A 15,387-nucleotide genomic window follows, 5' to 3' on the forward strand; every position below is an offset into this window, starting at 1 on the left:
CGGATGAAGAAAGTCAAAACCAGGGATCGGATCCTCGACACCAGCCTGCTGCTGTTCAACAGCCTTGGGGAGCCCAACGTCACCACTCTGCTGATCTCTGATGAGCTGGAGATCAGCCCTGGCAACCTGTATTACCACTTCAAAAGCAAAGGCGATATCGTTGAGGAATTGTTCCGGGCCTATGAGGCAGAGATGCTGGATCTTCTGGCGGTGCCCGAGGAAGCAGACGTGTCCATGGACCAGTTCAGCTTCTTCCTGCATCTGCTGTTTGAAGCCGTGGCCCGCTACCGTTTCCTGTACCAGGATCTGGTCAATGTCCTGTCCCGTTACGATCAGCTTCAGGTTCGATTTCGCAGGATTCTCAAAAAGAAGGAATTGGCGTTCAACACGCTGTGTGAGAGTTTTCGCCGGCAAGGCATCATGAACATCGGTTCGGATGAACTGGCTTCGGTGTGTGAGCAGCTTACCCTGACGGTGTGTTACTGGAGTAGCTTCGACACGCTTTCGCATCTGGATGACCGGGAGTCAGTGGACCCGGGCCGCGGTGTCTATCAGATGTTGCACCTGTTGCTTCCCTACCTGAACGAAGAAGAACAGGAACAGATCCGGCTCACCAGCCGGACCTATCTCTAGAGCTTATTCTTCCTCGTCGCGCGCAGTGTTCTGACCGCGCAGCCTGGACAGCTCACTTTCCAATGCCTCGATACGGCGCTCCATAGCTTCGATTTCTTCCCGACGATGGATGCCGAGGCGACGGAGCGCGCCCGAAACCCGCTGGTCGAACATATGCTCGAGTTTGTCCCAGGTCCCGGTGGCCCGCTCACGAACCTCGCCTACCCGATCTTCCACGGTCCGGATCTGTTTCTCGACCACACCCCGGGTTTTGCTCTCCAGCTGTTCGCCTTCCTGAACCAGACGATCAAAGAACTTGCCGGCGTCCTCTTCCGCTTTGGTGTAGGCGCCAAGCCCAGCCAGCCAGATTTGCCGGGCGGAATCCTTGATCTTGCCCGCCAGCTGCGGATCATTTTCAGGATTTTTGTCGTCGTGCTCAGACATGCATACCTCATGGGAGTCGGGCATTAGCGGTAGGTGTCATTGTATTACAGCCGGGGCCGGATTGCAGTGGTGGCCCTGAGAACCGCATAACGAAAGGCCGCAGTATAACCACTGATGCAATATGAAAAAATGTTTTCAAACGAAAGCGCCTCTCACTTGAACTGTTCAAATTATGGTCAATACTTCCCAATACCGGCATCCCTGTTGATGTCGGTTTGTCTGGAAGTCTTTCATGGATACTACTCGCACGCCTCTGCCCGGCATTCCCTGCCGGGCTTTTTTTGTTATTATTTCTCCCCATTATATGTTTATTCCAAAACCGATATCTCGCAGGAGTCTATGAATGATTGATATTGCCTGGAGCCAGTTTACCCCTGGCGCTGCACTGACCGGCGGCCTGCTGATCGGCCTCGCCGCTGCAAGCTTCCTGCTTTTGAACGGCCGCATTGCAGGAATAAGTGGAATACTGGGTGGCCTGTTGGTGCCTGCTCGCCGCGATATACTCTGGCGGGTGGCTTTTCTCGCCGGGCTTGTAGGCACCCCAAGCCTGTGGCTGCTGTTTTCTGAACTTCCACCCATTCAGGTTGACGCAGGTTATCCAGCCCTGATCGTTGCCGGATTGCTGGTGGGTATAGGCACTCGCTACGGCTCAGGCTGCACCAGCGGGCATGGTGTCTGTGGATTGTCTCGTCTGTCGCCTCGCTCACTGGTCGCAACCCTGAGTTTTATGGCAACAGGATTTTTAACGGTGTTCGTAATTCGCCACCTGATGGGAGTCTGAATGATGAAGTACTCTGTCACCTCACTTCTGGCAGGACTGATTTTCGGGTTGGGGCTCATGGTATCGGGTATGGCCAATCCGGAAAAAGTGCTTGGTTTTCTCGATATCGCCGGGCTTTGGGACCCTTCACTGGCTTTCGTGATGGGAGGCGCAATCATCGTCGGACTGGTCGCTTTCGCCGTGGCGCGCAGGCGTACCCTGTCGTTCCTCGGATTCACCATGAAAATGCCGGCGAACAACCGTATTGAGCCCAGACTTGTTATTGGCAGCATGATGTTCGGTATTGGCTGGGGCATTGCCGGTTTTTGTCCAGGGCCCGCCCTGGTGGCTCTTGGTGCCGGAGAAATCAAGGCCGTGGTCTTTGTTGCGTCCATGGTGGCCGGTATGATGGCATTCGAAGTGATCGAGCGGATTAAACGACCGTCGTTGGGAGACACGCGTGGATATCAGAAAAATTGATGACAGTATTTCCGTAGCGCCACAAATCGCTATTGAGGACGTCGCCGAAATTGCGCGGCTGGGGTTTCGGACCCTGGTCGCCAATCGGCCCGACCATGAAGAATACGGCCAACCGGCCATGGCCGACATTGAGGCCGCAGCGAAAGCAGAGGGCCTTGAATGGGTCTACATGCCGGTTGAGTCTGGCAATATTACCGACCAGGACGTCGAACGTTTCGCGCCCATGATCCGTGATGCCGAGAAACCCGTACTAGCCTTCTGTCGTTCCGGCACCCGCTGTACGGTACTATGGGCCCTGAGCAGTGCCCGCGACCACCAGCCTGAGGAAATCCTGTCCCGGGCACGGAATGCAGGTTACGACATTACCGGGCTTATTCCCCGCCTGATGCAGCAGGCCGGCAAGCGTTAATTTTCACCTCACGGAACGTCTCAATGCCTTACAACGGGATCGATAACTACCGCCACAATGAGCCGGACCGGCTCGGTGTGCTGATCACCAACCTTGGAACCCCCGACGCACCTACTACTCCCGCCCTGAGGAAATACCTCGCGGAATTCCTCTGGGATCCGCGGGTTGTCGAGGTACCGCGCCCCCTGTGGTGGCTGATTCTGCACGGCGTCATTCTCCGCATCCGCCCCCGGAAAAGTGCGGAAGCCTATGCCAGTGTGTGGGAAAAGGAGGGTTCTCCCCTGCTGATTCACACGGCGAAACAGGCTGAGGGTATCCGTGAGGCCATGAAACAGCGCTTCGGCACCAATGTGGTGGTAGGTTTCGCCATGCGTTATGGCAACCCTTCCATCCCCCGGGTACTGGAGGAGATGCAACAACAGGGCGTGCGCAAGCTGCTGGTGCTTCCGCTTTATCCTCAGTATTCGGCCTCAACCACGGCCTCAACGTTTGATGCAATTTCAAAAGACTTTACCCGGCGGCGCTGGCTGCCCGATTTCCGGTTTGTTTCCCATTACCACGATTTCCCGCCGTACATCGAAGCTATGGCGCGGCATATTGAAGCGCACTGGGCTGAGCATGGCCGCAAGGAAAAACTGATTCTCTCCTACCACGGCGTGCCGCTGAAATACCTGCTGAAGGGCGACCCGTACCACTGCGAGTGCCACAAGACATCGCGGTTACTGGCGGAGCGCCTTGGCCTTGGTAAAGACCAGTACATGACTACCTTTCAGTCCCGGTTCGGGCGGGAGGAATGGCTGCAACCCTATACCGACGAAACCCTTAAAGCACTGCCCGGAAAAGGGGTAAAGTCGATCGATGTGTTCTGTCCTGGTTTCTCCGCCGATTGTCTGGAAACCATCGAGGAGATTAACGAGGAAAACCGCGAATACTTTATGGAGTCCGGCGGCGAAGGCTTTAGCTATATTCCCTGCCTGAACGCGACTCCGGGGCACATCGATGCCCTCGTGAAACTGGTTGAGGAAAATCTGCAGGGATGGGGTATTTCCGAGAATTCGCCGGAGTCCCTGGAACAGCGGGCCAGACTGGCGGAAGAGCGCAAACAGGCCACCTTCCCTGGCCGCAGTGACATCTGAGGAGAGACAGGACAGCGCCATGAAACTGAATTGCGATCTGGGGGAAAGCTACGGCGTCTGGCAAATGGGCCAGGATGACCTGGTTATGCCTCTGATCGACATGGCCAACGTGGCCTGTGGCTTTCACGCCGCAGACCCTATGGTGATTCGCAAAACACTGGCACTGGCAGCTGCCCATGACGTTGCGGTTGGCGCTCACCCGTCCTATCACGACCTGCCCGGCTTCGGCCGGCGCTCGATTCACCACACGCCGGAAGAAATCGAAGCCCTGATGCTTTATCAGCTCGGGGCGCTCGAAGGCATGTGCCGCAGTGAAAGCCTGACGCTAAGCTACGTCAAACCCCATGGCGCCCTGAATAACGACATGATGCGGGACAATAGATTGCTTCGCGCCGTGATGGAGGCCGTACGCACCTTCCGGACCGATCTGGCACTGATGATTCCGGTCACCAGTAATTACCGCGAACATCAGCAGATGGCGGCCGACGTTGGCCTGCCCCTGCTGCTGGAAGCCTTTGCAGACCGCGCCTACGATGACGAAGGCCAGTTGGTTTCCCGGCGCCAGGCCGGCGCCGTACACGAGAATCCGGACATCATCGTTGGCCAGGCGCAGTCCTTTGCGGAAAAGGGCGGCGTATTCAGTACCACCGGCAACTGGCTTGAGCTTCCGGCCGACAGCCTGTGTGTACATGGCGACAATGACGCCGCGCTCGACGCAATCAAAGCCATCCGCCAGGCGCTCGGTAAATCCGGCCGATGATCGAGGCGGTTTCGGAAGATGCCATCCTGATTACCCTGGCCCAGGCCATCGATGACGCCCTGCCTGCCCGCATTGCCAACCTCGTCGACAACATTTGGCGTGCGGGTTTTCACTGGCTGGTGGATATGGTGCCCTCATACACCACATTGATGGTGGTGTACGACCCCATGCTCATCGATTTCCGGCAGGTAACCGCCGAACTCAGGCTCATCATTCACAGGCTGAGCACACAGGCGCACACGGCGGAATTGAAAAGCCGCCTGGTGGAACTGCCGGTGTATTACAGTGCCGAGACCGGGCCTGACCTGCAGTGGCTGGCCTCGGAAAGCGGCCTGGATTGCGAGGAAGTGATTCGTCGACACAGCTCGGTTGAATACCGGGTGCATGCGCTTGGATTTGCCCCCGGCTTCGCCTTTATGGGGCAGGTTGACCCCAGCATCGCCGCACCCCGGAAAACCACTCCTCGCAAACAGGTACCCGCCGGAAGCGTTGGCATTGCCAATCGGCAGACAGCAGTTTACCCGCAGGTTTCTCCGGGCGGCTGGCAGCTGATTGGCCGCTGCCCGACACGCTTTTTTGATCCAACGAACCTGTCGCTCCTCAAGGTGGGCGATCGGGTGCGCTTTACCCCCATCAGCCGGGAGGCCTTTCTGGCCGCCGGTGGGGAGCTCATTTCATGAGCTGGCTGGAGGTCATTCATCCCGGCGTGCAAAGTTCTGTGCAGGACAGTGGTCGCCGAGGTTATCGCCACCACGGGCTGGCCGCAGGCGGCGCCCTTGATATGATCAGCTTTACCTGGGCCAACAAACTGCTGGACAATCCTCGCCATGCGGCCTGCCTGGAAATCATGTTAGGGGGATTCCGCGCCATTGCCCACGGTGCGCTCCAGATTGCCATCACCGGCGCCAGAACCAGCGTCACCGTGAACGGTGAACCGGTTGAACTGTGGCGAACCTTGAACCTGAATGACGGCGACGAGCTGACCATCAGCCACTCGGCTCATAACCGGCTTATCTACCTGGCCGTGGCGGGAGGATTGGATTCACCGGAGCAGTTCGGCAGTCGCACCGTGGTTGTTCGGGAAAAGCTCGCGGGCCGGGGCCCGATAAAGCGCGGAGATAACCTGTTACCACGGGAAGCGCAACGAAAAGTGCAGAGCCGGGAAGTGCCTGTACACCAGCGCCCTGATTTCAGTTCAGAGGTGGTTATCGGCCTGATACCGGGCTATCAGTACGCTCAGTTTCAGCGTTCAGATATCCTGCGACTGACAACCAGCAGCTACACCGTTAGTGATCAATCCGACCGTATGGGTTTCAGGCTTCAGGGCGCGGCCATGGACTCCCCTCCTCCCGGCATCATCTCCGAAGGTATTACACACGGATCCGTTCAGATTCCCGGCGACGGTCAGCCTATCGTACTGCTGAGCGATGGCCAGACGATTGGAGGGTACCCCAAGCCCGGTGTCGTACCAACGCTGGATTGCAGCCGCCTGGCTCAGCAACTACCCGGTGACCGTATCTGGTTTGAATTATGCGATCTGGCTACGGCGCAGAATCAGCGTCGGCTTTTTGAGCTTCACTACCAGAACACTCGCTGGTGTCAGAATGGCCAGGCACTTGAGTGGCTTTAATTCCCCCGGCATGTGCAAGGTCGGGAACGGTCTGACAAAAGGTGCACTCTTCCGTATCCACGGCCGCGCCACCCGTCTCGACATAACGCACGCGATGGCTCGCCCTGCCTCGATTGGCTGACACGGCGAAGCGGCGGTTTTTGCGATCTGACTGTTCCTGACTTTCGGGTTCTTCAGCCATGGATGAAATCTCCCGGATATGAAGCGTGGCGTTTGGAATCCAACGGGGGATTGGTGTAACCAGGATATTGGGGTATCGAGAGGAAAAACAAGAAGAAAAATGGCGGTGGGCCAGGGATTCGAACCCCGGGACGGCTATTAACCGTCGGCGGTTTTCAAGACCGCTGCATTCAGCCACTCTGCCAGCCCACCGTCTTGTCGAAGCATCAGGAAACGCTTCGGCTTGCTGCCTTGTCGACAGCGGGAGGAATGATACCGGATTTGCCCCCTCTGTCAACGCCCTGCAAGAAAAACAAAGCAAATTCCGTGGCTTCTGGTCAGAGCTTAGACAAGATTACCGCGTTTTAATGGAATCCATTTGGTGTTTCTCTGTCGTAAATGATTGAAAGTTGCGGTTTCGACATTATGATGGTCTACAGTATCCAGTTGCACTAAAGCACTAAACGGAGATGACAATGGAAGACAGACGTTTCGGCGTTCAGAACAACCAGGCGGCCTACTCGCCGGCCAGCGAGACCAGTCGCGCTACGGCAGGTATCAGCGACGACGCCATGAAGGTGTTGCGTAACACCTACATGCTGCTCGGTATGACCCTGGCGTTTTCAGCCGTGACTGCGTTCCTGAACATGAATGGCACGCACCCGGGCTTCCTGATTACCATCGTGGGCTACATCGGCCTGCTGTTCGCCACCTATAAACTGAAGAACAGCCCCTGGGGCATCGTCACCACCTTTGCACTGACCGGCTTTATGGGTTACACCCTTGGCCCGATCATCGGTGCGTTTGTTGCTGCCGGCGCCTCGCAGATTGTTGCTCAGGCACTGACGCTGACGGCCGTCGCGTTCGTGGGCCTGTCCGCAACCGCTATCATCACCAAGAAGGACTTCAGCTTCCTGTCCAGCTTCCTGACCGCTGGCGCATTCGTGCTGATTGGCGCCATGCTGCTGGCGTTCTTCATGGAGAGTTCTGCTCTGCACCTGGCCGTTTCCGCAGGCTTCACGATCTTCGCTTCGATCATGATCCTTTTCGAAACCAGCCAGATCATCAAGGGTGGCGAGCGTAACTACATCATCGCTACTGTGGGCCTGTATGTGTCCATCTACAACCTGTTCGTCAGCCTGCTGCACCTGCTGTCTGCGTTCAGCGGCGAAGACTGATCAGTACACTCAGTCCAATGCCTTGAGAAAACCCCGGCCTATGCCGGGGTTTTTGCTTTAGGTACACTTGCAGGGTTTCCATCAGTCAGCATCCAGTTCCATGCCTCAGCCACTCAGTTACACACTCGTGATTACCGGTGCCCCCTGGGCAACACAGGCGCCCCAGACTGCCCTGTCATTCGCTCAGGCCCTGCTGAAAGCGGGCCACCGTATCGACCGGGTGTTCCTGTATGGTGATGGCGTACACCTGGCGTCGGCCCTGAGCGCTCCTCCCTCCGATGAGCAACACTGGCCGCGACTGTGGTCTGAATTTCTTTCCGGGAACAACATCGCAGCGGTCGCCTGCATTGCTTCAGCCCTGCGCCGTGGCATTGTCGATAAGACCGAACAGGCCCGTTACGAACTGACCGCCAGCAATCTCAGGGCACCCTTCGAGATTGCCGGTCTTGGCGAATGGGTAGAGGGTAACCTGAAGTCCAACCGGGTTCTTTATTTTCACGGGGCACACTGACCATGACCACCCTGATTGTGATCGATCAGCCACCCTATGGCTCGTGGACTGGACGAGAAGCGCTGGACATGACCTTCTCCCTGGCAGCCTTCGACCAGCCCGCCGCCATGCTGTTTCTGGGGGCTGGCGTCAACTGGCTGTGCAAAGGCCAGGCCGCCGACGCCGTCGGCCAGAAATCTGTGGAGAAGAATCTCGCTGCGGCCGCCCTGTTCGGCGTTGAACAGATACTGGTGGATTCCCGGGCTTGCGCGAAGTACGGGCTGGAGACCAGCGATTTACTGCCAGGGACTACGGCAGCGGAGTCAATTTCCGAAACCCTGGGCCAGTATAGCCGCGTCGTTTTTGCCGGATAGGACCCTGTCATGCCTGAGAACGTCAACACTACCCTGCACATCATCAACAAGGCTCCGGAACACGCCAGGTTCCGGCATTGTCTGGCATCTGTTCAGCAGGGTGACACGCTACTGCTGATTGAGGATGCGGTGCTCGCACTGCTTGATCGGGAAAGACAGCTGCCAGGGGCGTCTTATGGCCTGGAGACAGACGCGAATGCGCGCGCCGTGGCTAACCGCGTCCCCGCGGAGCAACTGGTCGACTACGCCGGTTTTGTGCAGCTGACCGTCAATCATTCACGAATCATCAACTGGTAAACCATGAGTGCTTCTAATTCGCCTGTGAGAAACAACGAAGGTTTTCTGGAGGACGCGGCCACCTGGACCAATGAGGTAGCCCAGGAAATCGCTCAGGAAGACGACATTGAGTTAACGGAAAAACACTGGGAAATCATATACTTTTTAAGGGATTTTTATAAACAGCATGAGATGTCGCCACCGTCGAACCGGTTGTTCGTAAAGGCCGTAAGAGAAGCGCTGGGGGACGAGAAAGGCGACAGTATCTACCTGATGACACTGTTCCCCGGAACACCCGCCAAAACGGCCTGCCGGATAGCTGGTCTGCCTCGCCCTACGAACTGCCTCTGAACCCGAGGCTGATAGAGCCGCGGTTATCTGTCCCGCTTTTCGGCTGACCGTGCCCGGGCCGCTTGCTGCTCTTCGGCAGCGGCACCCAGAAAGGTGCTCAGCCCATTTTCAAACAGGTTCGAGCCAAACTTGAGGAACTGGCGAGTGGATTCACGGGTTGCACCGTCCCAGGCGCTTTGGGGTATCTGCCGGATAGATTCTGCAACGCCCTTCTGAACGCCACTCGTGACCTTCGGCTCAATCTCATTGGCGGTGTCGATCAATTCCTGGATGCGCTCAGCCAGCCATGGTTTTACCACCCAGAACCAGAAACCGAAGAGAACGGCCGTTACGGTGGCCGCTGTCAGCAAAACCTGTGTGAGTATCTGTGCCCAAACTGGCATACGCTATTCTCCCTGGTGTACTCAGCCCAGAATGGCCTGGGGCAAGCCGGTCATGGCAAGAAACTGAACGAGCCCGGCCACGGCACCAAACAAGCCACCCACGAACATCAGCTGAATTTCTTCCTCCCGGAACGCCGGCCTAAGTATGTCCTGGAATTCTTCCGGACGCAGGGCCTTCATCTGGCTGGCCAGCACCCCCGCGACGACTGGTGCACGCTCACGATTGAAAGCGGGATCACTGAATACATCCCGCGTGGCCAGCACCGCTTTCTGATTCATCACGCGCTTGAGCTCGGTGTAACCGGTCATGCCCACAGACACCTGGGCCGCCAGCTTCATGACCATGGAATTGTCGAGCATGGGGCGCAGGTGTTTCTGGATGATGGCGCGGGTACGGTCACCATGCTGACCGTTGATCATGGCATCGGCGACTTTCTCCACCGTGATCAATTCCTCCGCCACCAGGCGCGCCCAGATATCGCTGATTTCATCCTGCCGACGCAGGAACAGCCCCTGCAACTGCCAGAACAATACCCGGCGCGGGCGCACCGGTGCAAAGATCAGGTTTATGGCAATCCAGTTAGTGATAAAGCCAATGAAAAAACCGCCCACCGGCAGTAACCAGGGCTGGGGGTAGAACACCGAAACCGGCGCCAGCACTGCGCCCATCAAGGCACCGATAATCGCGCCCCGATTGATGACGGATCTGAGTTCAACCGCGCCGGCCTGCTGGAAGATACGATTCATCAAATCCGGGTGGCTCTGAAGCTCCCGACTCAACAGCGCCTTGAGGTCGACCAGCTCATCCAGATCGTCACCAAAATCCTCAACCAGCTCCTCTACCCGATTCGGTAACTGTTGCCGCGCCCACTGATAAATCCGGGCACGAACAAACAATGGCAGGTTATCCCAGAGTACCGGCTGGATTTCGTACATGACCTCGTCAATGTACTCATCCATGCGGGGCGTCACCTGAGCCACCACCTGTTCCACAATGCGGTTGGGCTCCAGCTTCTGGTACACAGAATTCAGGTCGCCAAACTTCTGCAGGGTGCGATCAATACAGATGTGGGCCATTTTCTCGGCCTTGCGCGGAATCACCCCTTGCCAACCAATAACCCCAACGCCGATGAACCGGACAGGATGAAAGGACATCTGAATGGCGAGCCAGTTAGTGAACCATCCCACCACGGCAGCCATTACAGGCACGGACACAAGAGCAAGGTCAGTCAAGCGTTACCCCGAAATAGAAAAAGCATTCGCTCACACGGCACGGATAATACCCGGGCTTTGATTCTGTTTATGTGACCGATAATGAAGTATCGCGCTTAACAGGCCATTGGCCGTGTAGCCAGGCAAGGCGGGTGTTTCTGGCAGCCGCCAGAGAAGGGGCGACTGCCGGAGGAAGGGTGCAACTTACTGATAGTAAGCGTTTTCGGTATTCGAGTGGTCTGTCACATCACGCACCGCGGAGATTTCTGGTACGCGTTCCTTCAGAGTCTTCTCGACACCCTGCTTCAGCGTCAGGCTGACCGCAGAGCAGCCCTGGCACCCGCCACCAAAGCGCAACACCGCAACCGATTCGTCAACAATCTCAACCAGCGAAACATCACCGCCATGAGCTGCCAGGTTGGGATTGATTTCAGAGGCCAGCACGTAGTTCACACGCTCCGGCAGGGGCGCATCATCAGCCACCTGCGGCACCTTGGCATTAGGCGCCTTGATGGTCAGTTGTCCGCCCATCTGATCCTTGGAGTAATCGACATAGGCGTCTTCCAGGAACGGCACCGAATTATGGTCCAGATACAGAGTAAACTTCTCCAGGTTGACCTGCTCATCGGTTGGCACAACTTCATTGGGCGGACAGTATGCCAGACAGGTCTCTGCGTTGCGGGTGCCGGGCTGGGTCACGAAAATGCGTACGCCCATACCTTCAACGTCCTGCTTTTCAATCAGTTGCGCAAGATAATCCCTTGCGGAATCAGTCACAGTTACCAGAGCCATGCTTCCTACCTGTTATCAAGTGTGACTGACATTTTATGAGAGATCGCCGGAACATAAAAGACCAAGTAAAATAGTCGGGCATTAATGGGGTAATCAATTTCCCTTATCCCAACGGCGGACAGGCAAAACGGAACTTGATAATGATCATCCGTACTAAGACGCCTTTCAGCATTTTTGCTATGATCCCGCGCCAAAACGTAAAACACAACGTTAATAACGACACCCGGAAGAGTTTTCTATGACCGATCGCAATACACGCCTGGAACAGATGCACCAAGCCCTCAAGGAGCGGATTGTCATTCTTGATGGTGGCATGGGCACCATGATCCAGAACCAGAAACTGGATGAGGCCGCATTCCGGGGCGATCGATTCAAGGATTACGAACGGGAAGTTCAGGGCAACAATGACCTGCTGAACCTTACCCAGCCTGCCCTGCTCCGCAACATCCATGCAGAGTACCTGGACGCGGGCGCCGACATTATCGAGACCAACACCTTCAACTCCACCAAGCTGTCGCAGGCCGACTATGGCCTGGAATCGCTGGCACGGGAGTTGAACGTAGCTGCGGCAAAGCTGGCACGGGAAATCGCCGACGAGTTCACCGCGAGGAATCCCCAAAAGCCACGTTTTGTAGCCGGTGCCGTGGGTCCCACCTCACGCACCGCTTCTATTTCACCGGATGTGAACAATCCCGGTTACCGGAACGTGGATTTCCAGACTCTGGTCGACAATTACTACGAGGCAGTTTCCGGCCTGGTTGAAGGTGGTTCAGACCTTATTCTCATTGAAACTGTTTTCGACACCCTGAACGCCAAAGCAGCAATCTACGCAACTCAGCAGTTCTTTATAGACAGTGGTATTGAGCTGCCGATCATGATTTCCGGCACCATCACCGACGCCTCTGGCCGAACCCTGTCCGGCCAAACCACTGAAGCCTTCTACAACTCGGTTGCCCACGCTAAACCGATTTCCGTGGGCCTGAACTGTGCACTGGGCGCGGACGCGCTGCGGCCTTATGTGGAAGAACTGTCGAACAAGGCCGAAACCTATGTATCAGCCCACCCCAACGCCGGGCTGCCCAACGAGTTTGGTGAATACGACCAGACCCCGGAGGAAATGGCCGAGATCATTGAAGGCTTTGCCAAAGACGGCTTTCTGAACATCATCGGCGGCTGTTGCGGCTCGCGCCCGGATCATATTGAAGCCATCGCCAAGGCAGTGGCCAAGTATCCGCCCCGACAGATTCCTGAACGCCCGAAAGCACTCAGACTCTCCGGCCTGGAACCGTTTACCGGTGACGAAAACACTCTGTTCATCAACGTGGGTGAACGCACCAACGTAACCGGCTCCAAGCGCTTCCTGCGGCTGATCAAGGAAGAACAGTATGAGGAAGCCCTGAGCGTTGCCCGGGATCAGGTTGAGAACGGTGCGCAGATCATCGATATCAACATGGACGAGGGCATGTTGGATTCCAGGGAGGTGATGGTTACGTTCCTGAACCTGGTGGCCTCTGAACCGGACATTTCCCGCGTACCCGTCATGATCGACTCGTCCAAGTGGGATGTGATCGAAGCAGGTCTGCGCTGTATTCAGGGCAAGGCCGTGGTGAACTCCATCAGCCTGAAAGAAGGTGAAGAGGAGTTCATCAAACGTGCCAGGGACTGCATGCGCTACGGCGCTGCGGTGGTGGTGATGGCCTTTGACGAAGACGGCCAGGCCGATACCTTCGAACGCAAGACTGAAATCTGCAAACGCTCCTATGATGTGCTGACCGGCATCGGCTTCAACCCGGCCGACATTATCTTTGACCCCAACATCTTTGCCATTGCCACCGGCATTGAAGAGCATAACAACTACGCGGTGGACTTTATCAACGCCACACGCTGGATCCGGGAGCATTGCCCCCACGCCTCTATCTCCGGGGGCGTCAGTAACGTGTCGTTCTCGTTCCGCGGCAACGATGCGGTACGTGAGGCCATTCACTCTGTCTTCCTGTATCACGCGGTCAAGGCCGGCATGAATATGGGCATCGTGAATCCCGGCCAACTGGTGATCTACGACGAGATCGAGCCGGATCTGAAGGAACTGGTGGAAGACGTGGTTCTGAACCGCCGGGATGACTCCACCGATCGCCTGCTTGAAGCCGCCGAAAAGTTCAAAGGTAAAGGCGGCCAGGCCAAAGAAGAAGATCTTGCCTGGCGTGAGTGGCCCGTTGAGAAGCGCCTGGAGCATGCCCTGGTTAAAGGCATTACCAGTTACATTATTGACGACACGGAAGCCTGCCGGCAGAACGCCAGCCATCCCATTGAAGTGATCGAAGGTCCGCTGATGGCTGGCATGAACGTGGTCGGCGATCTGTTCGGTGACGGCAAGATGTTCCTGCCCCAGGTGGTCAAGAGCGCCCGGGTAATGAAGCAGGCCGTGGCGCACCTGATTCCCTACATCGAAGCAGAGAAGACTGAAGACCAGCAGGCCAAGGGCAAGATCCTGATGGCCACGGTCAAGGGCGACGTACACGACATTGGCAAAAACATTGTTGGCGTTGTCCTGCAGTGCAACAACTACGAGGTGATCGACCTTGGAGTGATGGTGCCCTGTGAAAAAATCCTGGAAACGGCCCGAAAAGAAAATGTCGACATGATCGGCCTGAGCGGCCTGATCACACCGTCACTCGATGAGATGGTGCACGTGGCCCGGGAAATGCAGCGGCTGGACTTCAATATCCCGCTGATGATTGGCGGCGCCACCACCTCCAAAGCCCACACCGCCGTAAAAATCGAGCCCCAGTACAAGAATGACATTGCCCTCTACGTGTCTGATGCCTCCCGCTGTGTGAACGTGGCTTCCCAGCTGTTGAGCAAAACCGCCAAGCCGGCTTTCGTGGAAGCAGCCCGCACCGAATATGATGAAATCCGTGAACGCCGGAAGAACCGTGGCGACCGCACCAAACTGGTGTCGCTGAAAGAAGCCCGTGCTCGTGCACCGGAAATCGATTTCGAGAACTACCAGCCACCCAAGCCGGCTTTTACCGGTGTCCGGGTATTCGAAGACTATGATCTGAACGAACTGGTGGACTACATCGACTGGACACCGTTCTTTATTTCCTGGGACATCGCCGGCAAATACCCGGCTATTTTTGACGACCCGAAGCGTGGCGAAGCCGCCCGCACCCTGTTTGACGATGCCCAGAAACTGCTGAAACAGATGATCGGGGACAAGCGGATCTCGGCAAGAGGCGTTATCGGGTTCTGGCCCGCCAATCGCCGGGGTGATGACATTGTGGTGTACACCGATGAGTCCCGAACCGAAGAGCTGACCACCCTGCACCACCTGCGCCAGCAGGATGAGAAGGCTCCGGGCAAGCCAATGATGGCACTGTCCGACTTCGTGGCGCCGGAGAGTCTGCATCTGGGCGATTACGTGGGCGGCTTTGCGGTGACCACTGGCATCGGCGTTGACGAACTGACCACAGAGTTCAAGAACGCCCACGATGACTACAGCGCCATTATGGTCCAGGCCCTGGCAGACCGACTGGCCGAAGCCTTTGCCGAGCGCATGCATGAGCGAGTGCGCAAGGAGTTCTGGGGTTATGCCACCGACGAGCAGATGGCCAACGAGGACCTGATCAAGGAACGCTATCGTGGTATCCGTCCGGCCCCCGGCTATCCCGCCTGCCCGGACCACACTGAAAAGGCCACCCTGTTCAAATTGCTGGACGCCACCGCCAACACCAGCCTGCAGCTAACGGAGCATTTTGCTATGTATCCAACCGCAGCAGTCTCCGGTTGGTACTTCGCCCACCCGGAAGCCAAGTACTTTGCCGTTGGCAAAATTGGCGTTGATCAGGTTGAGGACTATGCTGAACGCAAAGGCCTGACCAAAGCCGAGGCCGAACGCTGGTTGATGCCAAGCCTGGCGTACGATCCGGCGGAATAACCTG

18 protein-coding genes and 1 tRNA gene are annotated in these 15,387 nt (G+C 56.7%); 14 read left to right on the plus strand and 5 right to left on the minus strand.

Annotated elements, in window-relative coordinates:
* Positions 1-3 precede the first annotated feature (3 nt).
* Positions 4-633, plus strand: a complete 630-nt coding sequence (locus Q675_RS20210) for a TetR/AcrR family transcriptional regulator (protein WP_023010301.1) — start codon at positions 4-6, stop codon at positions 631-633.
* A 3-nt stretch (positions 634-636) separates the two neighbouring features.
* Here Q675_RS20210 and Q675_RS20215 read toward each other — a convergent pair whose 3' ends face one another.
* Positions 637-1,056: a phasin family protein gene (locus tag Q675_RS20215; protein ID WP_011784979.1), complete on the minus strand. Its 420-nt coding sequence runs from the start codon at positions 1,054-1,056 to the stop codon at positions 637-639.
* A 343-nt stretch (positions 1,057-1,399) separates the two neighbouring features.
* Between Q675_RS20215 and Q675_RS20220 the strand changes: the two genes are divergently transcribed.
* From Q675_RS20220 to Q675_RS20250, 7 genes are read left to right on the plus strand one after another with little or no spacing between them, the layout of a single operon-like run.
* The gene (locus Q675_RS20220; protein WP_023010302.1) at positions 1,400-1,837 is read left to right on the plus strand and encodes a YeeE/YedE family protein; all 438 of its coding nucleotides are present in this window, start codon (positions 1,400-1,402) and stop codon (positions 1,835-1,837) included.
* Between the two features lie 3 nt (positions 1,838-1,840).
* Positions 1,841-2,296, plus strand: coding sequence for a YeeE/YedE family protein (locus Q675_RS20225; RefSeq protein WP_031210549.1), 456 nt, complete (start codon positions 1,841-1,843; stop codon positions 2,294-2,296).
* On the plus strand, positions 2,277-2,705 hold the full coding sequence (locus Q675_RS20230; RefSeq protein WP_014421421.1) for a TIGR01244 family sulfur transferase: 429 nt from the start codon (positions 2,277-2,279) through the stop codon (positions 2,703-2,705). Before Q675_RS20225 ends, Q675_RS20230 begins: the two co-directional genes overlap by 20 nt.
* Positions 2,706-2,728: 23 nt before the next feature.
* Entirely contained in the window at positions 2,729-3,841 is a 1,113-nt protein-coding gene (gene hemH / locus Q675_RS20235) for a ferrochelatase (RefSeq protein WP_023010303.1), read from the plus strand.
* A 19-nt stretch (positions 3,842-3,860) separates the two neighbouring features.
* The gene (locus Q675_RS20240; RefSeq protein ID WP_023010304.1) at positions 3,861-4,601 is read left to right on the plus strand and encodes a 5-oxoprolinase subunit PxpA; all 741 of its coding nucleotides are present in this window, start codon (positions 3,861-3,863) and stop codon (positions 4,599-4,601) included.
* Positions 4,598-5,281: a 5-oxoprolinase subunit PxpB gene (pxpB, locus tag Q675_RS20245; RefSeq protein ID WP_023010305.1), complete on the plus strand. Its 684-nt coding sequence runs from the start codon at positions 4,598-4,600 to the stop codon at positions 5,279-5,281. Before Q675_RS20240 ends, pxpB begins: the two co-directional genes overlap by 4 nt.
* On the plus strand, positions 5,278-6,231 hold the full coding sequence (locus tag Q675_RS20250; RefSeq protein WP_023010306.1) for a biotin-dependent carboxyltransferase family protein: 954 nt from the start codon (positions 5,278-5,280) through the stop codon (positions 6,229-6,231). The genes pxpB and Q675_RS20250 overlap by 4 nt, the downstream gene beginning before the upstream one ends.
* A gap of 281 nt (positions 6,232-6,512) precedes the next feature.
* Here Q675_RS20250 and Q675_RS20255 read toward each other — a convergent pair.
* Positions 6,513-6,603, minus strand: a tRNA-Ser gene (locus Q675_RS20255).
* Between the two features lie 263 nt (positions 6,604-6,866).
* Between Q675_RS20255 and Q675_RS20260 the strand changes: the two genes are divergently transcribed.
* The 5 genes from Q675_RS20260 (at position 6,867) to Q675_RS20280 (ending at position 9,059) form a co-directional block, all read left to right on the plus strand.
* On the plus strand, positions 6,867-7,568 hold the full coding sequence (locus Q675_RS20260; protein ID WP_022991209.1) for a Bax inhibitor-1/YccA family protein: 702 nt from the start codon (positions 6,867-6,869) through the stop codon (positions 7,566-7,568).
* A 100-nt stretch (positions 7,569-7,668) separates the two neighbouring features.
* Entirely contained in the window at positions 7,669-8,079 is a 411-nt protein-coding gene (gene tusD, locus Q675_RS20265; protein WP_014421414.1) for a sulfurtransferase complex subunit TusD, read from the plus strand.
* A gap of 2 nt (positions 8,080-8,081) precedes the next feature.
* On the plus strand, positions 8,082-8,432 hold the full coding sequence (locus Q675_RS20270) for a DsrE family protein (RefSeq protein ID WP_022991208.1): 351 nt from the start codon (positions 8,082-8,084) through the stop codon (positions 8,430-8,432).
* 9 nt (positions 8,433-8,441) lie between these two features.
* Positions 8,442-8,729, plus strand: a complete 288-nt coding sequence (gene tusB, locus Q675_RS20275; protein WP_022991207.1) for a sulfurtransferase complex subunit TusB — start codon at positions 8,442-8,444, stop codon at positions 8,727-8,729.
* A gap of 3 nt (positions 8,730-8,732) precedes the next feature.
* On the plus strand, positions 8,733-9,059 hold the full coding sequence (locus Q675_RS20280; RefSeq protein ID WP_031210926.1) for a TusE/DsrC/DsvC family sulfur relay protein: 327 nt from the start codon (positions 8,733-8,735) through the stop codon (positions 9,057-9,059).
* Positions 9,060-9,082: 23 nt separating this feature from the next.
* Here the strand turns inward: Q675_RS20280 and Q675_RS20285 are convergent, their stop codons facing one another.
* From Q675_RS20285 to nfuA, 3 genes are all read right to left on the minus strand, one after another.
* Positions 9,083-9,442, minus strand: coding sequence for a hypothetical protein (locus tag Q675_RS20285; RefSeq protein ID WP_022991205.1), 360 nt, complete (start codon positions 9,440-9,442; stop codon positions 9,083-9,085).
* 21 nt (positions 9,443-9,463) lie between these two features.
* Positions 9,464-10,675 carry a DUF445 domain-containing protein gene (locus tag Q675_RS20290; protein ID WP_200861785.1) on the minus strand — a complete coding sequence of 404 codons (1,212 nt, stop codon included), beginning with the start codon at positions 10,673-10,675 and terminating at the stop codon, positions 9,464-9,466.
* Between the two features lie 183 nt (positions 10,676-10,858).
* Entirely contained in the window at positions 10,859-11,446 is a 588-nt protein-coding gene (gene nfuA / locus Q675_RS20295) for a Fe-S biogenesis protein NfuA (protein ID WP_011785011.1), read from the minus strand.
* Positions 11,447-11,684: 238 nt separating this feature from the next.
* Here nfuA and metH point away from each other — a divergent pair, with 238 nt between their 5' ends.
* Positions 11,685-15,383, plus strand: coding sequence for a methionine synthase (gene metH / locus Q675_RS20300; RefSeq protein WP_023010308.1), 3,699 nt, complete (start codon positions 11,685-11,687; stop codon positions 15,381-15,383).
* Positions 15,384-15,387: the final 4 nt, after the last annotated feature.

Source organism: Marinobacter sp. EN3, assembly GCF_000475315.1.
In the GTDB taxonomy this organism is placed as follows: Bacteria; Pseudomonadota; Gammaproteobacteria; order Pseudomonadales; family Oleiphilaceae; genus Marinobacter; species Marinobacter nauticus.